This is a genomic window from Streptomyces sp. enrichment culture, from assembly GCF_964272855.1.
Taxonomy (GTDB): Bacteria; Actinomycetota; Actinomycetes; order Streptomycetales; family Streptomycetaceae; genus Streptomyces.
Genome location: NZ_OZ186847.1, coordinates 1,735,954 through 1,760,268 on the forward strand (window position 1 = coordinate 1,735,954; position 24,315 = coordinate 1,760,268).

23 protein-coding genes and 1 pseudogene are annotated in these 24,315 nt (G+C 72.3%); 11 read left to right on the forward strand and 13 right to left on the reverse strand.

The genetic code is table 11. The features are described from left to right. Nucleotides 1–114: 114 nt before the first annotated feature. Nucleotides 115–1,392, reverse strand: coding sequence for a sensor histidine kinase (locus ACSU6L_RS07470; protein ID WP_437054773.1), 1,278 nt, complete (start codon nt 1,390–1,392; stop codon nt 115–117). A 201-nt stretch (nt 1,393–1,593) separates the two neighbouring features. On the opposite strand from ACSU6L_RS07470, the gene ACSU6L_RS07475 reads away from it, so the two are divergent. Beyond that, nucleotides 1,594–1,794: a hypothetical protein gene (locus tag ACSU6L_RS07475; protein WP_437054775.1), complete on the forward strand. Its 201-nt coding sequence runs from the start codon at nt 1,594–1,596 to the stop codon at nt 1,792–1,794. 39 nt (nt 1,795–1,833) lie between these two features. Here ACSU6L_RS07475 and ACSU6L_RS07480 read toward each other — a convergent pair whose 3' ends face one another. The 3 genes from ACSU6L_RS07480 to ACSU6L_RS07490 all read right to left on the reverse strand — a co-directional run bounded on the left by ACSU6L_RS07480 (nt 1,834) and on the right by ACSU6L_RS07490 (nt 4,253). Further along, nucleotides 1,834–2,229, reverse strand: coding sequence for a ribonuclease domain-containing protein (locus ACSU6L_RS07480; RefSeq protein ID WP_437054777.1), 396 nt, complete (start codon nt 2,227–2,229; stop codon nt 1,834–1,836). A gap of 85 nt (nt 2,230–2,314) precedes the next feature. Continuing rightward, a complete protein-coding gene (locus ACSU6L_RS07485) occupies nt 2,315–3,253 on the reverse strand; it encodes a DMT family transporter (protein ID WP_437054779.1) in 939 nt (312 codons plus the stop codon). Nucleotides 3,254–3,449: 196 nt separating this feature from the next. Then, nucleotides 3,450–4,253: a helix-turn-helix domain-containing protein gene (locus ACSU6L_RS07490; protein WP_437064808.1), complete on the reverse strand. Its 804-nt coding sequence runs from the start codon at nt 4,251–4,253 to the stop codon at nt 3,450–3,452. Nucleotides 4,254–4,374: 121 nt separating this feature from the next. Between ACSU6L_RS07490 and ACSU6L_RS07495 the strand changes: the two genes are divergently transcribed. From ACSU6L_RS07495 to ACSU6L_RS07505, 3 genes and pseudogenes are all read left to right on the forward strand, one after another. Continuing rightward, nucleotides 4,375–4,797: a hypothetical protein gene (locus ACSU6L_RS07495; RefSeq protein ID WP_437054781.1), complete on the forward strand. Its 423-nt coding sequence runs from the start codon at nt 4,375–4,377 to the stop codon at nt 4,795–4,797. 29 nt (nt 4,798–4,826) lie between these two features. Then, on the forward strand, nt 4,827–5,834 hold the full coding sequence (locus tag ACSU6L_RS07500; RefSeq protein WP_437054783.1) for a zinc-dependent alcohol dehydrogenase family protein: 1,008 nt from the start codon (nt 4,827–4,829) through the stop codon (nt 5,832–5,834). Between the two features lie 139 nt (nt 5,835–5,973). Then, a pseudogene (locus ACSU6L_RS07505) lies at nt 5,974–6,414 on the forward strand (IS982 family transposase); the annotation flags it as partial. A gap of 18 nt (nt 6,415–6,432) precedes the next feature. Here ACSU6L_RS07505 and ACSU6L_RS07510 read toward each other — a convergent pair. Next, complete coding sequence (locus ACSU6L_RS07510; RefSeq protein ID WP_437054785.1) at nt 6,433–7,059, reverse strand: dihydrofolate reductase family protein; 627 nt, start codon at nt 7,057–7,059, stop codon at nt 6,433–6,435. 198 nt (nt 7,060–7,257) lie between these two features. On the opposite strand from ACSU6L_RS07510, the gene ACSU6L_RS07515 reads away from it, so the two are divergent. Next, nucleotides 7,258–8,001 carry an SDR family NAD(P)-dependent oxidoreductase gene (locus ACSU6L_RS07515; RefSeq protein ID WP_437054787.1) on the forward strand — a complete coding sequence of 248 codons (744 nt, stop codon included), beginning with the start codon at nt 7,258–7,260 and terminating at the stop codon, nt 7,999–8,001. A 79-nt stretch (nt 8,002–8,080) separates the two neighbouring features. On the opposite strand, the gene alc is transcribed toward ACSU6L_RS07515, so the two are convergent. Both alc and allB read right to left on the reverse strand, forming a co-directional pair. Then, on the reverse strand, nt 8,081–9,196 hold the full coding sequence (gene alc / locus ACSU6L_RS07520) for an allantoicase (RefSeq protein WP_437054789.1): 1,116 nt from the start codon (nt 9,194–9,196) through the stop codon (nt 8,081–8,083). Between the two features lie 55 nt (nt 9,197–9,251). After that, nucleotides 9,252–10,589 (reverse strand): allantoinase AllB, encoded by a 1,338-nt coding sequence (allB, locus tag ACSU6L_RS07525; RefSeq protein WP_437054791.1) that lies wholly within the window; start codon nt 10,587–10,589, stop codon nt 9,252–9,254. Between the two features lie 280 nt (nt 10,590–10,869). Here allB and ACSU6L_RS07530 point away from each other — a divergent pair, with 280 nt between their 5' ends. Continuing rightward, a complete protein-coding gene (locus ACSU6L_RS07530; RefSeq protein ID WP_437054793.1) occupies nt 10,870–11,673 on the forward strand; it encodes an IclR family transcriptional regulator in 804 nt (267 codons plus the stop codon). Between the two features lie 78 nt (nt 11,674–11,751). Here ACSU6L_RS07530 and ACSU6L_RS07535 read toward each other — a convergent pair whose 3' ends face one another. Beyond that, nucleotides 11,752–12,066 carry a DUF5955 family protein gene (locus ACSU6L_RS07535; RefSeq protein WP_073939004.1) on the reverse strand — a complete coding sequence of 105 codons (315 nt, stop codon included), beginning with the start codon at nt 12,064–12,066 and terminating at the stop codon, nt 11,752–11,754. A gap of 202 nt (nt 12,067–12,268) precedes the next feature. On the opposite strand from ACSU6L_RS07535, the gene ACSU6L_RS07540 reads away from it, so the two are divergent. Further along, the gene (locus tag ACSU6L_RS07540; RefSeq protein ID WP_437054795.1) at nt 12,269–12,868 is read left to right on the forward strand and encodes a nucleotidyltransferase family protein; all 600 of its coding nucleotides are present in this window, start codon (nt 12,269–12,271) and stop codon (nt 12,866–12,868) included. 184 nt (nt 12,869–13,052) lie between these two features. After that, nucleotides 13,053–14,675, forward strand: coding sequence for a malate synthase A (aceB, locus tag ACSU6L_RS07545; RefSeq protein ID WP_437054797.1), 1,623 nt, complete (start codon nt 13,053–13,055; stop codon nt 14,673–14,675). 3 nt (nt 14,676–14,678) lie between these two features. On the opposite strand, the gene ACSU6L_RS07550 is transcribed toward aceB, so the two are convergent. Continuing rightward, nucleotides 14,679–14,972: a SelT/SelW/SelH family protein gene (locus ACSU6L_RS07550; RefSeq protein ID WP_437054799.1), complete on the reverse strand. Its 294-nt coding sequence runs from the start codon at nt 14,970–14,972 to the stop codon at nt 14,679–14,681. Continuing rightward, nucleotides 14,969–15,883, reverse strand: coding sequence for a HipA family kinase (locus ACSU6L_RS07555; protein WP_073939008.1), 915 nt, complete (start codon nt 15,881–15,883; stop codon nt 14,969–14,971). Before ACSU6L_RS07555 ends, ACSU6L_RS07550 begins: the two co-directional genes overlap by 4 nt. A 253-nt stretch (nt 15,884–16,136) precedes the next feature. Between ACSU6L_RS07555 and ACSU6L_RS07560 the strand changes: the two genes are divergently transcribed. Next, the gene (locus ACSU6L_RS07560) at nt 16,137–17,360 is read left to right on the forward strand and encodes a cytochrome P450 family protein (RefSeq protein ID WP_437054802.1); all 1,224 of its coding nucleotides are present in this window, start codon (nt 16,137–16,139) and stop codon (nt 17,358–17,360) included. A gap of 17 nt (nt 17,361–17,377) precedes the next feature. On the opposite strand, the gene ACSU6L_RS07565 is transcribed toward ACSU6L_RS07560, so the two are convergent. After that, complete coding sequence (locus tag ACSU6L_RS07565; RefSeq protein WP_073939010.1) at nt 17,378–17,854, reverse strand: RrF2 family transcriptional regulator; 477 nt, start codon at nt 17,852–17,854, stop codon at nt 17,378–17,380. Between the two features lie 118 nt (nt 17,855–17,972). Between ACSU6L_RS07565 and ACSU6L_RS07570 the strand changes: the two genes are divergently transcribed. Further along, a complete protein-coding gene (locus ACSU6L_RS07570) occupies nt 17,973–18,719 on the forward strand; it encodes an SDR family oxidoreductase (protein ID WP_437054804.1) in 747 nt (248 codons plus the stop codon). A 16-nt stretch (nt 18,720–18,735) separates the two neighbouring features. Here ACSU6L_RS07570 and ACSU6L_RS07575 read toward each other — a convergent pair whose 3' ends face one another. Both ACSU6L_RS07575 and ACSU6L_RS07580 read right to left on the reverse strand, forming a co-directional pair. Beyond that, on the reverse strand, nt 18,736–20,970 hold the full coding sequence (locus ACSU6L_RS07575) for a WD40 repeat domain-containing serine/threonine protein kinase (RefSeq protein ID WP_437054806.1): 2,235 nt from the start codon (nt 20,968–20,970) through the stop codon (nt 18,736–18,738). A 147-nt stretch (nt 20,971–21,117) separates the two neighbouring features. After that, nucleotides 21,118–22,635 carry an IucA/IucC family protein gene (locus ACSU6L_RS07580; RefSeq protein WP_437054808.1) on the reverse strand — a complete coding sequence of 506 codons (1,518 nt, stop codon included), beginning with the start codon at nt 22,633–22,635 and terminating at the stop codon, nt 21,118–21,120. A 145-nt stretch (nt 22,636–22,780) separates the two neighbouring features. Between ACSU6L_RS07580 and ACSU6L_RS07585 the strand changes: the two genes are divergently transcribed. Then, nucleotides 22,781–24,274 (forward strand): IucA/IucC family protein, encoded by a 1,494-nt coding sequence (locus ACSU6L_RS07585; protein WP_437054810.1) that lies wholly within the window; start codon nt 22,781–22,783, stop codon nt 24,272–24,274. The last annotated feature ends 41 nt before the right edge of the window (nt 24,275–24,315 follow it).

Sequence of the window (24,315 nt, forward strand, 5' to 3'; positions counted from 1 at the left end):
CGGGTGCCGCGCCCCGGGCCGGGGACGGGTCTTGCGCCACGGCCAGTGCCGCGCGGACGACCCCCCTGCCTGCCACCCGGCCTCCCCCCGCGCCCCCGCTGTCCGTCCCCGCCCTCACCGCGCCCCGAGTCGCGAGGGCGCCTGCTCGTGCCACGGGAGCCAGGCGCGGATCTCGAAGCCGCCGTCACCGCGCGGTCCGTGCTCCAGGTGCCCCCCGGCCAGCGTGGCCCGTTCCGTGAGGCCGATCAGGCCCTGGCCGGAGCCGGGGACGGGCGGGACGTCGCCGTCGGGGGCGGGGTTGGCGACGTGGACGGCCAGGCCGTCGCCGGGGGTGCCGAAGACGCGGACGGTGACCTCCGTGCCGGGCGCGTGCTTGCGGGCGTTGGTGAGGCCTTCCTGGGCGACGCGGTAGGCGGTGCGGCCGACGGAGGCGGGGACGGCGGCAGGGTCGGTGACGTGGTTGACGAGGGTGACCTTCATGCCGGCCTGGCGGGACTCGGCGACCAGCGCGTCCAGGGCGGCGAGCGTGGGCTGCGGCCGGCCCGCGTCGTCCGGCTCCCCCGCCCGCAGCACCCCGATGATCTCGCGCAGGTCCTGCAGTGCCTCGTGGGCGCTCTCCCGGATCACGCCGGCCGCGCGGGCGATCTCCTCGCGGGAGGCGTCGGGCCGGAACTCCAGCGCGCCGGCGTGCACGCTGAGCAGCGTCAGCCGGTGGGCGAGGACGTCGTGCATCTCGCGGGCGATGGCCTCGCGGGCGAGCCGCTGGGCCTGCTCGGCCCGCAGCCGGGCCTCCGTCTCGGCGCGCCGGGCGCGGTCCCGCAGGCTCAGCATGAGCTGCCGTTTGGAGCGGACGAACATGCCCCAGCCGATGACGGCGAGGGTGAGCAGCGCGGTGATCACGACGGACGCCAGGTACGGCAGGCCGGGTTCGGGGCGCAGCCAGAAGAGGAACGGGATCAGCGCGAGGTTGGCGCCACCGAGCCAGGCGACGTGGCGGAAGGGCCGGTGCACGGCGACCGTGAACAGGGCGACCAGGCCGACCCCGCCGGAGGTGGTGGAGACCACGCTGAGGACGGTCATCGCGACGGCGAGCCCGACGGGCCGGCGGCGGCGCAGCCAGACGGCGGCGCAGGCGAGCGCGCCGAGCAGCTGGTCGGTGATCGCGAGGCTCTCGGGGATGGCGGGGTCGTCGGCGACGGTGTCCGCGCCGGCGATGCCGACGACGACGGAGAGCAGGAAGCAGGTGAAGTCGACGGCCCAGTCCCGCGCGGTGCGCCGGGGCCGTCCGGGCGGTGTGCCGTCCGGGTCGAGTTCGTGGATCACGGCGGACGGGAACAGCCACCGGCGTCCCGTGAACGCCGGCGTCTGCGGTGCCGTGTCGTCGTCCTTCACGGTCGACGAATCTACGCAGCCGGGGGCCGTGTCACCGCACCGCGCGGGGCATGGTCGACTGAAGTCGCACGGCCGTGGACGAAAGTCGCACCGCGTGTGCCGTCCGGCGGGGCCGGGCAGCGGGAGACGGCGACTTCCGTCGAAGGGGTCTCGCCCCGCGGCCGATGCGTGTGGGGGGTCCGCGGGGCGAGAGTCCTGTCCATGAAACAGGTTCTGGAACTACTCGGTTTCCTCGCCCTGCTCCAGGGCGTGCTGGGTCTGGTGCACGAGTTCACCGACTGGAAGACGGGGATCGTGCAGCGGGTCGGCTTCCTCGACGGTCACGAGCTCTTCGCCAGCATCGCCCTGCTGGTGCTGGCGGCGGCGCTGTTCGCCGTCGCGGAGAGCCGCAAGCCGGACTGACTCGGCAGTCGTGGGCTGACCCGGCGGTCGAGGACCGGCTCAGCAGTCGTAGTCGATCAGGTCGAAGGACGCGTAGTGGTCGGCGGTGTAGTAGTCCTCCTGGTACTCCTCGCCGGTGACGATGCGGCGGGCCCCGCGCGTGGAGACGTTCGGGGTCTTGACCGTGTACTCGTGGTAGTAGCCGGTCGGCTGGCCGGGCAGGATGCCCTCGCGGTTCTGGAAGACGCTGCCGTCCTGCGTGTAGGGGTAGGGGCCGCCCTGCTCGATGAGGCGCAGGGTGTCGTACGCCTGGGAGGGCAGGTCGCCGTAGCAGATGCTGCCGACCGACTGGGCGGCGGCGCCGGCGGGGGCGGCGGAGACGGTGCCGCCGACGAGGAGGGCGGACAGCAGGGCGGCTGCGGCGCCGATGCGAGATGCGCGTGGGGGGAATCTCATGCCCTCATGATGACGCGCGTAGACAATGACATGTCAATGACAGTCGCGGAGAATTTCCCGTGAAGACCCGGGAGTTTTCAGGGAGTTAACCTGCCGCCCGGCGCCCCCACGCCGTGCCCACCAGCACCAGCGCGCCGCCCACCAGACCGACCGTTCCCAGCCGCTCCCCGCCCAGCGCGATCCCGGCCGCCGCGGCCCACAGCGGCTCGGTGCCCAGCAGCAGGCTGACCCGGGACGGGGAGGTCCGCCGTACGGCCCACATCTGCACGAAGAAGGCGAACAGCGTGCAGAACGCGGACAGGAACAGCAGCCCCGCCCACTCGCGCGCGCCGAACGTCGCCGCCGTGCCCCACGGCGTGGTGTCGGCGCCGGCCGACAGCAGCGCGAACACCACGACCGACGTGCCCAGCTGGACGGTGGTCAGCGGCAGCGCGGACGCGTCCCGGACGGCCTTCATCCGGGACATGGCGAGCACGTGCGCGGTGCGGGCGAGGGCCGCGAGCAGCATCAGCAGATCGCCGAGCGAGGGCCGCGTGAAGCCGCCGCCCTGGGTGAGCAGCACGACGCCGAGGACCGAGATCCCGGCCGCCGCGAGAAACCCGCGTGAGGGCCGGACGCGGGTCACGGCGGCCTCGGCGAGCGGGGTGAGGATCATGGTGAGGCTGATGATGAGACCCGCGTTCGTCGCCGAGGTGTGCACGACTCCGTACGTCTCCAGCAGGAAGATCCCGCTGAGAATCAGCCCGAGCAGCCCGGCCCCGCGCCACTGGGCCGGGGTGAGGGCCCGCAGCGCGCGCCGGGCGGCGACCACCAGGACCGGCAGCACGGTGGCGAACCGCAGCACCAGGACCGCGAGTACGGTCCGCGCGGTGGTGATGTCCTTGGCGGCGAGATAGCTCGCGCCCCAGACCACCGCCACCAGCAGCACGGGCAGGTCGGTGAGCCAGGCGCGGCGCGGCGCGAAGGCGCCGGGTACGGCGATCGAGGAGGAGGACATGGCGGCTGCGGCTTTCGTCTCCGGCATGGTGCGGAGACGGCGGTGGCTCGCGCGGGGACGATCACCGTACCGGTGGGATCGATCTTCGGCCAGGCGTTTGTGTCCTCAGGGTTCCCGGGGCTCTAGATGATCAATTCCAAGGGGTCAGTGGTCGTATTCGGTGAGCGAGCGCATGACGGGTTGGCGGTTTGGTTGCTGCGCGGGGATGTGCCGGGCGGATCGGTTACCGCTTGAGGAGTTCGGCCAGCATGGCGCTGGTCGCTTGGTCAGCCGGTAGGAACGCCTCAAGTCGCAGTTCGGCGATGGTGACGTCGACAGCGGTGCCGAAGTGGGTGAGCGTGGTGATGAGCGTAAGCTCCCTGCCGTCGGCCGGATCATGTGCCCGGAGGCGCAGCGGTACGGCGAAGCCGAGGTGGTGCGGTGACTCGCGCGGACGTGGTGGTGCCATGTTGGTGAGTTCGGAGGCCAGGCGTTGGAGTTGGTCGTCTGGATTGCGCGCGCTTTCGGCCTGGATGCGGTCGATGATGTGCCACGCCCACTCGTCGAGGTTGACGATGCGTGGCGCGAGGCCCTGCGGATGCAGCAACACCCGGGGAACGCTCACCGGCGGTGCGAGCAGATGCGGGGCCACACCGGCGGTGAGCGCGTGGAAGGCGGCGTTGGCCGAGACGAGGTCACCGTGCCGGTCGACGACCACCGCCGGGTACGGCAGGTGGCCGTGCAGGATCCGTTCGAGGGCGGTGCGAATCGGTTCGAGTTGGGGGTCGTCCAGGCGGGTCTGCGGGTAGACCGGTGCGAATCCGGCCGCAAGGAGCAGTTCATTGCGCTCGCGGATCGGCACCTCCAGGGATTCGGCCAGCCGGATGATCATTGATCGGCCGGGGGTCGACCGTCCGCTCTCGATGAAGCTGACGTGCCGCTGCGTGGTTCCGGCACGCATGGCCAGTTCCAGCTGGCTGACGCGCCGCCGGGTGCGCCACTCACGCAACGCGCCGGCGAGCCCGCCTCTGGTCGATTCGCTGATCACCCCCCTTGTGTAACCCGTTGGGCTGCCGATCCGCGATTCCCTGCGAGGAATTGCCGCGCGACGGCGGGCGGCAGCACGGTCGTTGCCGCACGCCGACCATTCGCAACCGAGGGGAACAACCATGGCCGACATTGACATCCACAACCTCACCGACCGCTACGTTGCCGTGTGGAACGAATCCGATGCAGAGCGCCGCCGCGCCGCGATTCGCGAGCTGTGGTCCGCCGATGCGGTCCATGTGCTGCAGCCTCCCAAGGAGATCCTGCAGACCGCTGAAGGGCTGGGCTTCGACCGTCTCCTTTTGGAGGCGCGCGGGCACCACGCATTGGAGTTCCGAGTGACGCGCGCCTACGAGGAGTTCGTCGCGCCAGGCACCTTCGTCTTCCGGTCGCGCGGCAACACCGACAGGCTCCACGACATCGTCAAGTTCAACTGGGAGATGGCGCCCCGGGACGGTGGTGAGGTCGCCGGCGTCGGGCTGGAGATCCTCATGCTCGGCCCCGACGGCCGCATCGTCAGCGACTACCAGTTCATCGAAGGATGACCGCAATGAGGGCAATACTCCCATCGACGGTGCGCAGTTACCACGTCAGCACCGGCGGCGGTATCGACGGCCTGTCGCTGCGCACGCACGAACCGCGCACACCCAAGGAGGGGGAGGTCGCGGTCGCAGTCCACGCCACCTCGCTCAGCTTCCGCGAACTTCTGGTGCTACGAGGACAGTACGTGCTGCCCGTCAAACCGGGCGTCATACCGGTCTCAGACGGTGCCGGCGAGGTCGTCGCCGTCGGGCCGGATATCCGGCGGGTGCGCCCAGGCGACCGCGTCACCGCCGCACTGTTCCCGCGGTGGCTGGACGGCCCGCTGGAACCGGCATACCTGCCGCAACTGGGTGGCTCACTCGACGGAATGCTGACCGAGCTGGCCATCCTCCCCGAGGACGCCCTCGTGCCCATCCCCGACCACCTCTCCTACGCCGAGGCGGCAACTCTTCCCTGCGCCGCCGTCACGGCATGGAACGCCCTGACCGGCGACGGCCGCGGAACCCAGCGCGGGCAGACCGTGCTGGCCACCGGATCCGGCGGCGTATCGCTGTTCACGGTGCAGTTCGCCAAACTCCTGGGCGCGAGAGTAATCGCCACGACAGGCCGCGCCGACAAGGAACAGCGCCTTCGCGATCTTGGAGCCGACGAGGTCATCAACTACCGCGACATCCCGAACTGGCACACCGCAACCCGCGAACTCACCGCCGGACGAGGGGTCGACCGCGTCGTCGACACCGCCGGAACGCTGGAGCAGTCGCTGAAGTCAGTCGCCGTCGACGGACATATCGCCTTCGTGGGGTCCGTCTCCGGCAACTGGCCACCGGTCGACCCTCGTCTGCTGTTCGGCGTCGCCGCTACGGTCCGGGCGTTGGCCGTCGGCAGTCGCGCTCAGTTCACCTCAATGAACAACGTCATCACCGCGCATCAGCTCCGACCGGTCCTTGACCAGGTGTTCACGTTCGAAGAAGCCGTGGCAGCGTACCGGTACTACGAATCGGCCAGCCCGTTCGGAAAGGTAATCATCAAGATCAGATAGCCGGCGAGCGAGCGTGGCTGGTGAGTCCCGCGCACGCTCGGTCAGCGGCAGACCGGTACGCGTCGTGCGAGCTAGATGATCTATCCCAAGGGGCGCCTGCCGAGACGGGAACGAGGGCGTCCAAGATCGTTTTGTGACGAACAACCTGGCCGGATGGGCCCAATACGGCTACTGCGCCAGCCACAGCCGCTTCTTCTGGGGCCTGCGCCTGCACCTGGTGTGCACCCTCCACGGCCTGCCCATCGCCTTCGCCCTGACAGGAGCGAAAGCCGACGAACGCGAAACCCTTCTTGACCTCCTCACCGCCGAACGCGACCTCCTCCATGGGCGTTCGAACACGAACTCGCCGAGTAGGGCGAGCGGCCAGGAGCCCAGTTGTTCAAACCCCTGCGACAGGTCATCGAGTCGATCAATTAAAACGTTCAAGGGAGAGCTCGACCTCGAACAGCACCGCGGACGCACACCCGGCGGTGTCATCGCACGCGTCATGCAACGCATACTCGCGCTGACCGCCACAATCTGGCACAACGACGCCACCGGACAAACCGTCCTACGCTCACTGACCGCCTACGACCACTGACCCCTTGGAATAGATCATCTAGGCGTTCTCGGAGTCTCCGACGGTGCCGTACTCGGGCCGCCCCGCCACCTCGTACGACTGGATGGACACCCCGGCCCCGGTGACGCTGCCGGCGGTGTGCCGGAACGCGGTCGGGACGGCCCCTTCGGCGAAGAAGCGGCGGCCGGCGCCGAGGACGACCGGGAAGGTCAGCAGGTGGAGGGTGTCGACCAGGCCGAGGTCGAGGAGGGACCGTGCCAGCGCGCCGCTGCCGTGCAGCTGGAGTTCGCCGTCGGTGCGCTCCTTGAGCGCGCCGACCTCCTCGGCGAGGTCGCCGCGCAGCACGGTGGTGCCGGACCATCCGGGGTCGGTGAGCGTGCTGGAGGGGACGTACTTCGGCAGCCGGTTCAGGGGGCCGGCGATCGGGTCGTCCGGGTCGGTCACCTTCGGCCAGTACGCGGCGAAGATGTCGTAGGTGCGGCGGCCGAGCAGGAAGGCGCCGACGCGTCCGAAGACGTCGTCGACGAACCGCCCGAAGTCGTCGTCGACGTACGGGAAGACCCAGCCGCCCTGCTCGAAACCGTCGCGGGTGTCCTCCTGGGGGCCGCCGGGGGCCTGGTAGACGCCGTCGAGGCTGACGAAGACGGTGGAGACGAGCTTGCCCATGACGAGTGCCCTTCCTGTGAGTGCGCGGGGTCTGCTGTCATGAGGGCAGACCCCCCGGACCGGCGCAACTCATCGGTTGACCCGGCGTGCGGGCTCCCGGTGGCCGAGGTCGACGTCCGTTCACCGCCGGTCTCCGGGGGCGGGAACGGCTGGAATGGCCGCATGAACTCCTCGAACACCGTGAACACCGTGAATTCCATGAGCCCCGAGGCGCCCCTCTCCGGCAAGGTGGCTCTCGTGACCGGCGGCAGCCGCGGCATCGGCGCGGCGACGGTCCTGCGCCTCGCCCGGGAGGGCGCGGACGTCGCCCTCACCTACGTCAGCGGGAAGGAGGCCGCCGAGGACGTCGTACGGGCCGTGGAGGCGACGGGGCGCCGCGCGGTGGCGCTGCGGGCCGACTCCGCGGACGCCGAGGAGGCGGCCGGTGCGGTGGAGCGCGCCGCGTCGGCGCTCGGCGGTCTCGACGTGCTGGTGAACAACGTGGGCGTCGGGCTGCTGGGTCCGCTGGACGGCATCACGCTCGCCGATGTGGACCGGGTGCTGGCGGTGAACGTGCGCGGGGTGTTCCTGGCCTCGCAGGCGGCCGCCGCGCGGATGGCCGACGGCGGGCGGATCGTCACCATCGGCACCTGCATGACCCAGCGGGTGCCGGGCCCCGGCGGCACGCTCTACGCGATGAGCAAGGCCTCGCTGACCGGGCTGACCAAGGCGCTGGCCCGGGAACTGGGCCCGCGCGGGATCACGGCGAACATCGTCCACCCCGGCCCGATCGACACCGGCATGAACCCGGCGGACGGCCCGTACGCGGCCGGGCAGGCGGCGATGACCGCCCTGGGCCGCTTCGGCACCGCCGACGAGGTGGCGGCGATGGTGGCCCACCTGGCCGCCGCCTCGTACGTCACCGGGGCGGAGTTCTCGGTGGACGGCGGCCACGCGGCCTGAGGCCGCGGAGCGGCTGAGACGCGGGGCGCGCCGGTGCTGTCCGGCCGGGGCGCCCCGCGGGTCGTGAGTGGGCGGTGGGTCAGCCGCCCAGTTCCTGGTGGCGGGCGGCCAGCCGCTGGGCGCCCTCCTCCGTCAGGGAGCCGAACAGGCGCAGCCGGGAGATTCCGCCGTCCGGGAAGATGTCGACGCGGGCGTGGGTGCCGACCGCGGGCTCCGGCAGCACGAAGCGGTGGTTGGTGTCGGGCTGGAGGCGGGTGCGGGGCAGGATCTCCCGCCAGTCGCCGTCCTCGCCGTCCTTGACGGACACCGAGGCCCAGCCCGCGCTGTTGCCCTTCAGGTAGGCCGTGTCGATCTCGATCGCGCGGATCTGGGACTGGGACACCAGCTGGTAGCGGATCCAGTCGTTGCCCTGGTCGCGGCGGCGACGGGTCTCCCAGCCGTCGTCCATCTTGCGGGAGCGGCCCGGCTGGATGGTGTTGGTGGCGGGCGAGTAGAAGAGGTTGGAGGCGTCCTCGACCTGGCCGCCGTTCTCCAGCGCGACGACGTCGAAGGTGCCGAGGACTTCCAGCCACTTCGGGTCGGGTACGACCTCGCCGTACACGCGCAGGCGGGCGATGCCGCCGTCGGGGTGCTGGTTGACGCGGAGGTGGGTGAAGCGCTGCTCCGCCGAGACGGCGAAGCCGTTCGCCGCGTGGCCGCCCACCGGCGTGCGCGGGACGAGCGTCGTCCACTTCACGTCGTCGGCCAGCAGTTCCTCGGGGGACGGGGAGCCGGCCACCGACGCGCCCTCGACGGACACCGACTGCGGGTAGTTGCCGCGGAAGTGGGCGGTGTCGACGACGATGCCGCGGATCACGCCGGGCGCGCCGAGGCGGATCAGTGCCCAGTCGTGGTCCTCGGCCGCCGGCCAGGGGTGCTCGGCGGAGACGCCGCGGCGCCGCCGGGTCTCCCAGCCGTCCATCACCTTGCCCTTGTGGCCGAAGTGCTCGGGGTCGAACTCGGCGCGCTCGGGCACCAGCAGGTTCTCCCGCTGGGCGAAGAACTCGTCGTTGGCGGCGATGACACCGGCGCCGAGCTGCCGGTCGGCGAGGTTGGCGTACTGGGTGAAGGGCAGGTCTGCGGTGCGGTAGTCCGCGTACGGGTCACCGCCTCCGTAGGGGTTCGCGTCGCCGGTGAAGCTGGGTATCGCCGTCACGGTGATCAGTTCTTCCTTTCGGGAGTCGGCCGCCGCGGGTGCGGGCGGGCGGCGGTCAGGGGGTGCGGGTGAGCAGGTGCCCCCGGGGGTCGGTGAATTCACCGTCGGCGTAGATCCGCTCGCCGCGCAGCCAGGTGGACTTCACGACGCCGCTGAGGGTGCGGCCGGCGTAGGCGGTGACGCGGTTGCGGTGCTGCAGGGCCGCCGGATCGACGGTGAAGGTCTCGTCGGGCGCGAGGACCGCGAAGTCGGCGTCGCGGCCGGCCTCGATGGCGCCCTTGCGGTTCAGTCCGACCAGTTCCGAGGTCCGCGTGGACATCCAGCGGACGACGTCCTCCAGGCCGTGGCCGCGCTTGCGGGCCTCGGTCCAGACGGCGGCGAGGCTCAGCTGGAGGCCGGAGATGCCTCCCCACGCGGTGGCGAAGTCGTCGGTCTTCAGGTCGGCGGTGGACGGGGAGTGGTCGGTGACCACGCAGTCGATGACGCCGTCGGCGAGCGCCTGCCACAGCAGGTCCTGGTTGGCGGCCTCGCGGATGGGCGGGCAGCACTTGAACTCGCTGGCGCCGTCGGGGACTTCCTCGGCGGTCAGTGTCAGGTAGTGCGGGCAGGTCTCCACGGTGACGCGGACGCCCTCCGCGCGGGCGGCGGCGATCAGCGGCAGCGCGTCGCTGGAGGACAGGTGGAGGATGTGCACGCGCGCGTGGAGCCGCTTGGCCTGGGCGATGAGCGCGGCGATCGCGGTGTCCTCGGCGTCGCGCGGGCGGCTGGCGAGGAAGTGCGCGTACTTGGGGCCGCCCTGCTGCGGGGCCGCGTCGAGGTGGTGCGGGTCCTCGGCGTGCACGATCAGCAGGCCGCCGAATCCGGCGATCTCCGCCAGGGAGCGGGCCAGCTGCTCCTGGTCGAGGTGCGGGAACTCTTCGACGCCGGACGGCGACAGGAACGCCTTGAAGCCGTAGACGCCGGCCTCGTGCAGCGGGCGCAGGTCCTTGACGTTGTCGGGCAGGGCGCCGCCCCAGAAGCCGACGTCGATGTGCGCCTTGGCCGCCGCGACCTCCTGCTTGGTGCGCAGGTGGTCGACCGTGGTGGTCGGCGGGAGAGAGTTGAGCGGCATGTCGACGAGGGTCGTGATGCCGCCGGCGGCCGCCGCGCGGGTGGCGGTCCAGAAGCCCTCCCACTCGGTGCGGCCGGGGTCGTTCACGTGCACGTGGGTGTCGACGAGGCCGGGGAGGAGGACGTGGTCGCCGAGGTCCTCCAGGCGGGCGCCGTCCGGCACCGGGGCGTCGTACGGCAGTACGGCCGTGATGGTGCCCTGGGCGACCGCGACCGTCGCGGCGCGCGTTCCCTCGGGCGTGATGACGCGCGTCGAGCGCAGCACCAGTTCAGCGTCGGACACCCGGACCCCTCTCTTCGCCGCCGTGTCACTTCCGCGAAACGGGCGTGACCACCACGAAACAAACTTCAACACTCTGTTGAATCTGCTTCGGAGTCTTCACTCCCGCTCCCCCGCCGTCAAGGGGCACACTCTCCACGGTGCACCCTCGACGGTCGCTCTGGATGTTTCCACAAAGCGGAATTAGAATTCCAGCGAGCAGAACGTAGCTACGCACAAGCCAGCAGTCAACCGGCCGCCGGGTAGGCTTCTGACCTCCTGCCAGTCCCGAAAGGAACGCGCCGTGCCGACGTCCAGCGCCAGCACCACCGACTCCGCCAGGTCCGCCAACGGCGGTGGCGGTGTCCAGTCCCTCGAGCGCGCCTTCGATCTGCTGGAACGGATGGCGGACGCGGGCGGCGAGGTCGGGCTCAGCGAGCTCTCGGCCAGCAGCGGACTGCCGCTGCCCACCATCCACCGGCTGATGCGCACCCTGGTCGCCTGCGGCTACGTGCGCCAGCAGCCCAACCGCCGGTACGCGCTCGGCCCCCGTCTGATCCGCCTCGGCGAGTCCGCCTCCCGGCTGCTCGGCACCTGGGCGCGGCCCTACCTGGCCCGCCTGGTCGAGGAGACCGGCGAGACGGCGAACATGGCCCTGCTCGACGGCGACGAGATCGTCTACGTGGCCCAGGTGCCCTCCAAGCACTCGATGCGCATGTTCACCGAGGTCGGCCGGCGCGTCCTGCCGCACTCCACCGGCGTCGGCAAGGCGCTGCTCGCGAGCTTCCCGGACGACGAGGTGCGCGCCCTGCTCGCCCGCACGGGCATGCCCGCGGCCACCGACAAGACCATCACCACGGCCGACGGCTTCCTCGCGGCCCTCGACGACGTGCGCGAGCTCGGGTACGCGGTCGACGACAACGAGCAGGAGATCGGGGTCCGCTGCCTCGCGGTGTCGGTGCCCGACTCCCCCACCACCGCCGCGATCTCCATCTCGGGCCCGGCCGGCCGGGTCACCGAGGCGGCGACCGAGCGGATCGTGCCGGTGCTCCAGCAGGTCGCGCGGGAGCTGTCGGAGGCCCTGGCGAGCTCCACCGGCGGCGCCTGACCCCCTCCGGGACCGCACCGAAACAGCCGAACAGCACCTGGCCGGGAAGGCCAGGGGCTGTTCTCGCATCGACCCGGATCAGTTCCGCGGCGGCGGCCCGAACAACTCCACCGCGTGGCGTACGTCGGCCAGCGACCGCGACAGCGCGCTGACCGACCCGATCGCACCGGCGATCAGCAGCAGCGAACGCCGTAACCGGGGGATCTCGGGGGTCCCGACGACGGTCATCGCGGCGAGCGCCGCGAGTTCGTCCTCGGCGACCGCCCGGTCCGGGAACTCGGCGGGGTGGGCGGCGAGCTGACGGCGCAGCCGGGACACCGCGCTCCGCAGTTCCGCCACTCTCGGGTCCTCGCCGCTGCCGGTCACTGGCCTCTGCCCCAAGCTCCGCAACACAGCTCTCCCCCCTGGCACACCCTTGTGCCCGTACCGTTCACTCCCCCTGTGCGCCCCCCGCACGAATCGGGCGCCGGGGATGTGCCGGTCAGTAAACGCCACCGGGTCCGCGAGCGCCACCACGAGGAGAGAAATTCAGTCCGCGAGGACGACCCGGTCGAGCCCTTGTCCGGTATGCGGGAGCGTCCGGTATGCAGGAGCCATGACTGACACCGAGGACCGGATCGCCGGGGTACTGCTCGCGGCGGGCGGCGGACGCCGGCTCGGCGGACGCCCCAAGGCCCTGCTGGAACACCGGGGACGGCCGCTGATCGAACACGCGCTGGGGGTGCTGCGGGCGGCCGGCTGCACCCGCGTCCACGTGGTGCTGGGGGCGCGCGCCGACGCCGTACGGGAACGGGCCGAGCTGCCCGGATGCGTACTCGTGGAGAACCCTGAGTGGGAGCGGGGCATGGGCACCTCGCTGCGGGCCGGGCTCGCCTCGCTGGCCGGGACGCCGGCCCGCGCGGCGCTGGTGTCGCTGGTGGACCAGCCCGGCATCGGACCGGAGGCGGTGGCCCGGGTGCTCGCGGCGTACGAGGACGATCACTCCCTGGTCTCGGCGGCGTACGCCGGGGTACGCGGACACCCTGTGCTGTTCGGCGCGGCGCACTGGGCGGGCATCGCGGAGGCGGCGACGGGGGACCAGGGCGCCCGCGGCTACCTGCGGGAACACGCGGCCGAGATCCGCCTGGTGGAGTGCGGCGACGTCGCCCGGGCCTATGACATCGACACCGAGGCCGACCTGGTCCACCTTGAGTGAGCGGGGTGGCACCCAGCGACACCTTGCCTCGACTCAGAGAATCTCGACATCAACAAACCATTGAAGTTCCACAATGAGGAAACTAATATCCACTGACCAGAAGCACCCGACCGCACAGCGGGTGCGATTTTCCCCATTCGTGCCCCTTGGCACCCGGTGCCACCGCTGAAGGAAGTGACAGCTCATGTCCGCACCAGCGCCGTCCCCGCTGGCCATCGTCGACGCCGAGCCCCTGCCCCGGCAGGAGGAGGTCCTCACCGACGCGGCGCTCGCCTTCGTGGCCGAGCTGCACCGGCGGTTCACGCCGCGCCGCGACGAACTCCTCGCCCGCCGGGCCGAGCGCCGCGCCGAGATCGCCCGCACCTCCACGCTCGACTTCCTGCCGGAGACGGCCGCCATCCGCGCGGACGACTCCTGGACGGTGGCCCCCGCTCCGGCCGCGCTGAACGACCGCCGCGTCGAGATCACCGGCCCCACCGACCGCAAGATGACCATCAACGCCCTCAACTCGGGCGCGAAGGTGTGGCTCGCCGACTTCGAGGACGCCTCCGCGCCCACCTGGGAGAACGTGGTCCTCGGCCAGCTCAACCTGATCGACGCCTACACCCGCAATATCGACTTCACCGACGAGCGCACCGGCAAGTCGTACGCCCTGCGGCCGAACGAGGAGCTGGCGACCGTCGTCATGCGCCCGCGCGGCTGGCACCTGAACGAGCGTCACCTGGTCGTGGACGGGCGGCAGGTCCCCGGCGCCTTCGTCGACTTCGGCCTGTACTTCTTCCACAACGCCCAGCGCCTGCTCGACCTCGGCAAGGGCCCGTACTTCTACCTCCCGAAGACCGAGTCGCACCTGGAGGCCCGCCTCTGGAACGACGTGTTCGTCTTCGCCCAGGACTACGTCGGCATCCCGCAGGGCACCGTCCGCGCGACCGTGCTGATCGAGACGATCACGGCGGCGTACGAGATGGAGGAGATCCTCTACGAGCTGCGCGACCACGCCTCCGGGCTGAACGCCGGCCGCTGGGACTACCTCTTCTCCATCGTGAAGAACTTCCGGGACGGCGGCGAGAAGTTCGTCCTGCCGGACCGCAACGCGGTCACGATGACCGCCCCGTTCATGCGGGCGTACACCGAACTCCTGGTCCGCACCTGCCACAAGCGCGGCGCGCACGCCATCGGCGGCATGGCGGCGTTCATCCCGTCCCGCCGCGACGCCGAGGTCAACAAGGTCGCCTTCGAGAAGGTCCGCGCCGACAAGGACCGCGAGGCGGCCGACGGCTTCGACGGCTCCTGGGTCGCCCACCCCGACCTGGTGCCGATCGCCATGGAGTCCTTCGACAAGGTCCTCGGCGACAAGCCCAACCAGAAGGACCGGCTGCGTGAGGACGTGCACGTGGAGGCGGCCGACCTGATCGCCGTCGACTCCCTCGAGGCCAAGCCGACGTACGCGGGTCTGGTCAACGCCGTGCAGGTCGGCGTGCGGTACATCGAGGCCTGGCTGCGCGGGCTCGGCGCGGTCGCGATCTTCAACCTGATGGAGGACGCCGCCACCGCGGAGATCTCCCGCTCGCAGATCTGGCAGTGGATCAACGCCGAGGTCGTCCTCGACAACGGCGAGCAGGTCACCGCCGACCTGGCCCGCAAGGTCGCCGCCGAGGAGCTGGCGAACATCCGCGCGGAGATCGGCGAGGAGGCGTTCGCCGCGGGCCACTGGCAGCAGGCCCACGACCTGCTGCTGACGGTCGCCCTCGACGAGGACTACGCCGACTTCCTGACGCTGCCGGCGTACGAGCAGCTCAACGGCTGAGCCTCACGCGGGTTTCTCCGAGTGGCCCAGGGGTTTCCCCGGGGCCACTCGGTCGCGTACGGCCCGCTTCACCGCCGTCGGCTCGGGGAAGCCCTGCTCGCGGCGGTCCCAGACCACCTCGTCGTCCACCCGGACGACGAACACCCCGCCCGTGCCCGGCCTGAGGGCCAGCTCGGTCAGCTCGGCCTCGAAGGTCGTCAGCAGTTCCTGCGCCAGCCAGGCCGCGCGGGGCAGCCAGCGGCACTGGGTGCAGTACTCGATCTCCACGCGCCGTACGTCGCTCGTCCCGCCGCTCATCCCAGGTGCACCGACCAATCCTGTTCCGCCGCCGGCTTGCCGTGCAGGTCGGGCACCCGCTTCAGCCAGTCCGGGCGGCCCTGTTCCGTCCGCGCCGCGCGGCGCGCGTTCTCCTCCGCCAGCTGCTCGCGGCTCGGGAAGTCGGTGGGCAGCCAGGCGTCGCAGGACCGCACGCGCGCGTGCAGGTACGCCACGTAGGCCTCGCGCACTTCTTCGGGGCCGCCGAAACCGGGCTCGTCGGCCAGCCAGGCGTCCGGCACCTCGTCCGTGACGGCCCGCAGCAGCTCCCCGGTCACCTTGGGCCGCAGCTCGGCGTCGGCCGCGCGGACGTCCGGCCCGTACTGGCCGAGGGCGTGGTGCCGGAAGTCGTACGCCTTCGTCGGGTCGGTGGTGCCCCAGCGGTGGTGGAAGACGAGCGCGGCACCGTGGTCGATCAGCCACAGGTGCGGCGGCGCCACCCCGAGCGTCGGCCAGACCATCAGGTTGGAGCTGTGGACCGTGCGGTCGACGTTCGCCGTCAGCGCGTCCAGCCAGACGATCCGCCCCGCCTCCAGCGGATCGACGTCGAAGACCTCCGCCAGCTCCGGCGTGAAGTCGCGGGCACCCGGCAGATAGTCCATGCCGAGGTTGACGCCCGCGCTGGCCGCGTGCAGCTCGCGGACCTCCTGGTGCGGTTCGTGCGCGGCGATCGCCGGATCGAAGCGGACCAGGACCAGCTCGGGGAAGCGCAGCCCCAGGGCGCGCGCCAGCTCACCCACGATCACCTCGGCGACCAGCGCCTTGCGGCCCTGCGCCGAGCCGGTGAACTTCACGACGTAGGAGCCCTGGTCGTCGGCCTCGACGATTCCGGGGACGGAGCCGCCGGAGTGCAGGGGCGCGACGTAACGGGTTGCGGTGACCTCTCTCAGCATGTCCTCAAGCCACCCGCCTCACCCAGCAGTCCCGTCGACGGCCGTCCGGCTGTTGCCTCCGGCCTCCGGCACACGAAGTGAGCATAGTAACCGGGGGTGATCGTCGGCGAGGAGCGCCGTCCTCGCTATGGCTGGTTGACGCCTTGTCCTCGTCGGGCGCCCCGACGAAGCATGGGCCCGCGGGTACGCCTGGCCCACCGCGTTCCGTGTACCGAGCGCGCTTCCGACCACACACACCGAGGAGTCCGCGTTCGTGTCCGAGCAGCCGATCATCGTCCTCGACCCCGCCGGGTCCGACCGTCACGCCGAGCATCGGGCCCTGCGCGCCCAGGGGCCCGCGGCACGGGTCGACATCCTGGGCGTCCAGGCGTGGGCCGTCACCGACCCCGTCCTCCTCAAGCGCCTGCTGACCAGCCCCGACGTGTCCAAGGACGGTCGCGCGCACTGGCCCGCCTTCGCCGAGACCGTCACCCGCTGGCCGCTCGCGCTGTGGATCGCGGTGGAGAACATGTTCACCGCCTACGGCCCCGACCACCGCCGTCTGCGCCGCATGATCGCCCCCGCCTTCAGCGCCCGGCGCATCGCCGCCATGAAGGACGCCGTCGACTCCATGGTGACCGCGCTGCTCGACGAGCTGGCCGCGCTGCCCCCGCGGGAACCGGTGGACCTGCGGGCGCACCTGGCGTATCCGCTGCCCATCGCGGTGATCGGCCACCTGATGGGGGTGCCCGAGAGCCGGCGCGAGGCCTTCCGCGGCGTCGTCGACGGCGTCTTCGACACCACCCTCACCCCGGCCGAGGCGCAGGCCAACACCACCGCTCTGTACGTGCAGCTGGACCGGCTCGTCGCCGACAAGCGCCGCGCGCCCGGTGACGACATGACGTCCCTGCTGATCGCCGCGCGGGACCACGAGACCGACGGGGCCAGCCTGACCGGGCAGGAACTGCGCGACACGCTGCTGCTCATGATCAGCGCCGGTTACGAGACCACCGTCAACGTCATCGACCAGAGCATCCACACCCTGCTGACCCGCCCCGACCAGCTGGAGCTGGTCCGCACCGGGGCCGTCGGCTGGCAGGACGTCGTCGAGGAGACCCTCCGTCACGAGCCGGCCGTCAAGCACCTGCCCCTGCGCTACGCCGTCAACGACATCGCCCTGCCCGACGGGCGGACCATCGCCCGCGGCGAAGCGATCCTCGCCTCCTACGCCGCCGCCAACCGCCACCCCGACTGGCACCACGACCCCGACACCTTCGACGCCGCCCGCCCGGACCAGGACCACCTGGCCTTCGGGCACGGCATCCACTACTGCCTCGGCGCACCCCTGGCCCGGCTGGAGGTCGCCACGGTCCTGGAACGCCTCTTCGACCGTTTCCCGCACATCCGGCTCGCCGTGCCCGCCGCCGAGCTGCGGCCGGTGCACTCCCTCATCAGCAACGGCCACCAGACCCTCCCCGTCCATCTCCACCGCCCCTGACCGGCCGCCGGGGAGCGTCAGCCCCCGGTGAGCCAGGTGCCGATGCCCGGCAGCGCGTCCGGTCCGCTGTCGGTCTCCACCGAGGTGACGAGATCGGCGATGGTGACGCCGGCGAGCGAGGCCCGCCACGCGGCGTCCGCGGCTCCCATCGCGCGGGCGATGGGGCACGGCTTCACGCACTTCTCCGGCGGTGTGGCGAGGGGGCCGCGCTGACGGATCTCGGTGCAGACGAACGCCGGAGCGGCCCCGTCGACGGCCTGGACCACGTCCAGCAGCGTGATGTCGCTCGCCTTCCTGGTCAGCACGTATCCGCCGGTCTTGCCCTGCACGGACCGCACCAGCCCCGCCCGTGACAGCGCCTGCATCTGCTTGGCCAGATAGCTCGGCGACACGTCGTGCAACTGGGCCAGCCGGGCGGCCGGCACCGGTTCGCTCGCCGCCGTCAGGACCACACAGCAGTGCAGCGCCCACTCCACGCCACCCGACAGTTTCATTCCGCCGCCTCCCCGGTTGACCCGGATACAGAATATCCGAGTATTATCTCGGACATCAGGTATCCGAGTTTGCGCTCCGAGGTGACCGACCCCGGGTGCGCGAAGGGAAGGCCCCACCATGAAGATCACCGTCATCGGCGGCACCGGCCTCATCGGCTCCCAGCTCGTCTCCCGGCTGGAGGACGCGGGCCACGACGTGGTCTCCGCGTCGCTGTCCTCGGGAGTCGACCTGCTCACCGGCGCCGGACTCGACGAGGCGCTCGCCGACGCCCACACGGTCGTCAACGTCACCAACTCGCCGACCTTCGACGAGCGGTCCCCCGCGTTCTTCCGCACCAGCATGGACAACCTGCTGGCCGCGGGCGAGCGCGCCGGAGTGAGCCACCAGGTCGTCCTGTCGATCGTCGGCGTGGACCAGGTCCCCGAGCTGGACTACTACCGCGCGAAGACGCTCCAGGAGGAGCTGCTGCGCAAGGGGCCGACCCCGTACTCGATCGTGCGTGCCACCCAGTTCTTCGAGTTCATGGACGCCGTGCTGTCCTGGACCTCCGACGCCGACACCGTCCGCCTGCCCGCCACCCCGGTGCAGCCGATCGCGTCCGCCGACGTGGTCGAGGCCCTCGCCGACGTGGCCGGCGCGGCGCCCCGCAACGGCATCGTCGAGGTCGCCGGACCCGACGTCCTCCCGCTGGACGAGATCGGCCGGATCACCCTGGCCGCCCGCGGTGACGGCCGCGCCGTCGTCACCGACGACCAGGCCGGCATGTTCGCCGCCGTCCGGGGCGACGTCCTCGTCGCCGGCCCCGACGCCCGCCTGGCACCCACCCGCTACCAGGACTGGCTGAGCGCCCGGCTCGGCGGCTGAGCCCCGCCTCGCGGGATCAGCCGAGTCTCCACAGGGCCAGGTGGTAGTCCAGGGACTCGGCCAGGAACGCGCCGTCGGGACTGAAGGCGAGGGCAGTACAAAAAGCCTGGTCCGACGCGGCCAGCGCCATGGTCTCCGCCGCCCCGTCGACCCTCTCGTCCAGCACCCGGACGGGGTTCCAGGTGGCCGTGGACCAGATGTGGACCGGGCCGCCCCGCTCGGTGGCGGCGAAGGACTTGCCGTCCGCGCTGAACGCCAGCGCCCCGACGACCTCCTGGGTGAAGTCCAGCGTCTCGATGTCCTCGCGGCTGCCGGAGCGCCACAGCCGGACCTCGGCACCGGCGCTCGCCGCGAGGACGTCTCCGTCGGGGCTGGCCGTCAGGTCGAACAGCCCCTGCTCGGGCCCCTCGACGGTGGCGACGAGGCTCCGCCGGCGGATGTCCCAGAAGCGCAGCTTCGAGCGGGAGGTGGTGGCGACGAGGGTACGGCCGTCCGGGGCGAACGCCACGCCGGTCACCGCCCCGTCGACGGCGAACTCCTGGCGGTCCGGGTGCTCGACGAAGGTGGCGATCCTGTCCCGGGACTTCACGTCCCAGAGCGTGATCGTGAAGTTCCCGGCGTACGCCAGGGTCTGCCCGTCCGGGCTGAACACCAGGCAACTGCCGGAGTACCCGGCGTCCTTCTGCGCCTTGTCCGCGTTGATCGTGCCGGCCTTTTGGCGGGACGCCACGTCCCACAGAGTGATCGTCGCGTAGTCGTCGACAGCGGCGAGGAGCTTGCCGTCAGGGCTGAACACGACGTCGTGGGTGCTGTTGTCGACCCCGGTGTCACCGGGACCGGCGAGGACGGCGTCGGTCTTCAGCGTGGAGCTGTCCCGCAGTTCGACGCCGCCGTCCAGGTCGCCGACGGCGATCAGCCGGCCGTCGCGGGTGAACGCGAGGGCCTGGATCATCGTGTCCAGCCGGTCGGACACCATGAACCGGGACGGCTGCCGGGGGCTCGGTGACGCGCTCGGGCTCGCCGTCCGCGACCGCGACCGCGACGGGCTCGGCGACGAGGGCCCGCCGGAGGCTCCCTCGGCGGAGGAGCCCGACAGCTGGTCCAGGGTGAGCGGGACGCCCACGGCGACGGCACCGGCACCCAGCGCGCCGAGCAGGACGGCGCGACGACTGGGGCGCCGGCGTTCCGGGGCGCCCTCCGGCAGGATCGGACCGGCGGGCGGACCGGGGGGTGGTTCAGCTGACGGCCCGGCGGGCGGGGCCGCCGTCTCCGTCGGCAGATCCGCCGTGTCCGCGTCCGGTCCGGGGCGTACGAGCCGCACCGTCCCGGACTCCTCGCGCACGCCCCCGCCCCCTTCCGGCAGTCCCAGGACGCGGGCGATCTCGGTCTGCTGGGCGTCGATCAGAGCGTGCACGGCGGCGGGCCAGGGCCGCGTGGCCGGGCCGAGCTGTCCGATGCGTTCCAGGATCTCGGCCGGGGTGGGCCGCCGGGACGGGTCCTTGGCCAGGCAGCGGGCGACGAGGTCGCGCAGTTCGTCGGGGAGCCCCGCGAGGTCGGGTTCGGTGTGCACCACGTTGTAGAGCGTCTGCGGTGCGGACGTTCCGGCGAACGGGCTCCGCCCGGTGCACGCCTGGACCAGGACCACGCCGAGCGAGAACACGTCGGCGGCCGGGGTGAGTTCGCGTCCCTCGGCCTGTTCCGGGGACATGAAGGCGGGTGAGCCGACGAGCCAGCCCGTGTGGGTGATCTCGGTGCCTCCCTCGCTGTCGGTGGCCCGGGCGATGCCGAAGTCGATGACCCGGGGCCCGTCGGCGGCGAGCAGCACGTTGGACGGCTTGAGGTCGCGGTGGACCAGCCCGGCGCGGTGGATCTCGGTCAGGGCCGCGGCGAGACCGGCGGCCAGGCGCACCGCCGCCCGCGCCGGCAGCGGGCCGCAGGTCCGCACGACCTCGTTCAGCGGCGGGCCCGGTACGAACACCGAGGCCAGCCACGGCAGGGGCGCGTCCGCGTCGGCGTCGACCACGGCGGCCGTATACGCGCCGGACACCCGGCGGGACGCCTGGACCTCGCGACGGAAGCGCGCGCGGAATCCGCCGTCCTCCACGAACTGCGAGCGCACCATCTTGACCGCGGCCAGGCGCCCGTCCGGCGTGACGCCGAGCAGCACCCGTCCCATCCCGCCCCGCCCCAGCTCGGCCACCAGCCGGTACGGCCCGGCCACCGGCCGGTCCGCCTCCCCCAACAGCTCCATCGCCCTCTCCGACACGTCGGTGCATGGGCGCCACCAAGGGCACCTGGACCTCTCACACATCCTGTCGCGCTCGGGGGAGCCTGTCACACCGGCGTGAGCAAGTGCCCTACGACACGGCAGTGTTGGCGGTCGGTCGGCCCGGCGTGGTCAGCCTGCGGACAGCGGGTTGGGCAGCGGCAGGTAGCGGGCGTCGGCGCCGTCCGCGCCGGTCCAGCGCAGCAGCAGGTTGGTCTTGGCGGGCAGGGTGGGCGCGGTGAGCAGGCCGGTGATCTCGGGCAGGTCGTGCCGGGCCAGTTCGCGGCGGACGGCGGGCCACGGATCGAGCCCCGGGTGGCGTTCGGCGAGCGCGTCGGCCAGCTCCAGCAGGTGGTTGACGACCAGGCAGTACACCAGCCGTTCCCAGCCGGCCGCGCGGTCCACGTCGGTCAGCAGTTTCACGCCCTCGGCGTCCCGGAACAGCGCCTGCACCGGCATGCCGTCGTCGTCGCAGGCGACCAGGCAGTTCTGCAGGTGGGCCTCCAGCACGACGCCGTGGCCGGCGAAGGCGGCCAGGGCGGGCGGGACGACCTGGGCGAGGTAGGCCTCCCACCAGGCGGCGGGGTCGGCGAGGCCGTCGAGCGGGCTGCCCGCGAAGCCCTCGACGAGGCCGGCGGCGAGGCAGGGCGTGGCGCCGGGCAGGACGTGGTCGCGCAGTCCGTCGCGGACCAGGACGGCGAGCTCCTCGAAGGCGAAGCCGGCGGTGCGGTAGCCGCGGTCGGAGAGCCAGGCGGCGGGCCCGTCGAGGGCGGCGAAGGCGGTGCGGACGGCGGTGTCGGTGCGGGTGAGCCTCAGCAGGTCGTGCCGCCACAGCCGGCGGATGTCGTTGGTGACGCGCACGTCGAGGCTGAACTTCAGGAACAGGTCGCGCCCGGGGACGTGGACGGTGCGGATCGCGGCCGTCGGCCAGGTGTCGAACGGGGTGGTGCCGAGCCGGATCAGCCGGCCGTCGGCGAAGGCCGCGGTGAGCGCCGCGCCGGCCAGCTCCAGCTGCCAGGGGTGCGCGGGCAGCAGCCGGTAGCCGGGCGGGGCCTCGCCGAGCGCGTCCAGCGCCGACGGGTCGCCCTCCTCGACGACGCAGTCCTCGCGCACGCCGAGCAGGGTGAGCGGGAAGCTCGCGTGTGCCTCGGGCGCGTACGGCAGCCAGCCGGCGGCCGGTCCCCCGCCGCGCGCCTTGGGCGCCGGGTGGTGCGGGTGGCCGGTGATCAGGCACTGCTCGGAGCGCGCGTACGGGTCGGTGGGGGCGCTCGCATGGGCGCGCGCGGTGAGCAGGGCGGCGACCGCGTCGCGGCTGTCGGCCATCTCGGCGGGCAGTTCGTGGTTGGGCAGGCCGGTGTGCCGGCGCAGTTCCTCGGAGACCAGCTTGACCAGTTCGGGGTGGTCGAGGCGGTGCCAGCCACCGTCCGTGCGCACCTCGGGCGCGGCGGGCCGCCGGCCGCCGCGCACCCGCAGCAGCTTCCCGCAGCCCGGCAGCCGGTGGACGCCCTCCCGGCCCGCGACGGGCCGGGCGACCTCCCGCAGCAGGCAGTTGAGCAGCGGCGCGGCCGCGTACGCGTCGGCGCGGGCGGCGACGTCGTGCGGGGCGGAGTCGCCGCCTGCGGGCGGGGGCATGAGGTCCACGCGATCCACTCGTTCCTACGGTCTTGCGAGGGTTTCCAGTTTCCGTGCCTCTCGCGGAGTTCCCTACGGTTCTCCCGGAGACGATCAGTATCGCCGCCGTCACGCCCCGCCGTGACCCGCTCCCGCTCGCCCTATCCGTACGGAGGACCCGACCGTGCACCGTTCCCCCACCGCCGAGGCCGAGGTCGCCGGAGAGCTCGCCGCCCTGCGCCCGGACCTGGCAGCGCGGTACGCGGCCGAGCTGCCCGGCGCCCGGGCGGCCGTGCTGACCCGCCTGTGGCGGGCGCTGACGCACGAGCCGCTGCCGTGGATCGAACGCCGGGAGGCGGCCGGGGACGGCGCGGTGCTGCGGCTGCGCGACGGCCGCCGGGTGCACGGCCCGGCGCCGGACCCGTACGCGACCGGCGCGTACGTCACCGCCGTACGGCTCGACGAGGTGGCGTACGAGGACCCGGCACGGCTGATGGCGGACCTGGCGGTGCCGCACGGCACGGAGTTCGCCCGGGAACTGGGGCACAGTGTGGCCTCGATGGCGCTGTCCCGGGCCGGGCAGCCGGCCGGGGAGCGGGCGTGGCCGGCGCGGGACTGGGAGTGGGAGCAGCGGGTGGTGGACGGGCACCCGTACCACCCGGGCTGCCGGTCCCGGCCCGGTTTCTCGGTGGCCGAGCAGCTGGCGTACGCGCCCGAGCACCGGCCGGTGGTGGGGCTGGGTCTGCTGCCGGTGCCGGGCGAGGCGTGCCTGGTGACCGGGGACTGGCCGGCGGATCTACGGGACGGGGGCCGGGTGCTGGTGCCGGTGCATCCGTGGCAGGCGGCGCATGTGCTGAAGCGGCCGGCCGGGGAACGGCTCCCGGGGCGTCCGCTGATGTCCCTGCGCACCCTCGCGCTGCCGGGCGGGCCGCATGTGAAGACCGCGCTGAGCGCCCGGCTGACGTCGTCGGTGCGGGACATCTCCGTGGGGTCGGTGGCCGCCGCGACGGCGCTGTCGGCCCTCGCGGAGGAACTGGCGGACGACCGGCTGCACTTCACGCGCACGCTGGGCGCGGTCACGGACGGCTCGCCCGAACTCGCGGCGGTGCTGCGGGAGTCACCCGAGGTGTACGCGGGGGCGGGTGAGCGGGTGGTGCCGGTGGCCGCGCTGCCCGGCACCGGGCTGCCCGGGGAGCCGGGCTGGGCGGCGGAGTTCGCGCGGCTCGCGCTGACCGCCGGACTGCGGCTGCTGGAACGGGGGGTGGCGTTGGAGGCGCACGGCCAGAACCTGCTGGTGGTCCTGTCGGCGACCGGTGCCCCGCTGCGGCTGGTCTACCGCGATCTCGCCGACATCCGGGTGAGCCCGGCCCGCCTCGCCCGGCACGGCATCCGGCCGCGTGTGCTGCCGGAACTGCCGGCGCGTGTCCTCACCGACGAGGTGACGGCGCTGCGGCGGAAGACGTTCGGTTCGCTGGTGGGCGGCGCGCTGGCCGGGGTGACGGGTTCGGCGGCGGCGCTGCGGGCCGCGCTGGAGTCCGTCGTACGGGATCTGCCGGACACGCCCGATCTCGCGGCACTGACCGGGGAGCCGCTGCCGGTGAAGGCGCTGACGCTGATGCGGCTGTCGCCGGGGACGCCCGGGGACCAGTGGACCCGGCTGCCCAGTCCGCTGGTGTGACGGCCCGTTTTGGTGGACACCCCGCTCGGTCCATAAGATCC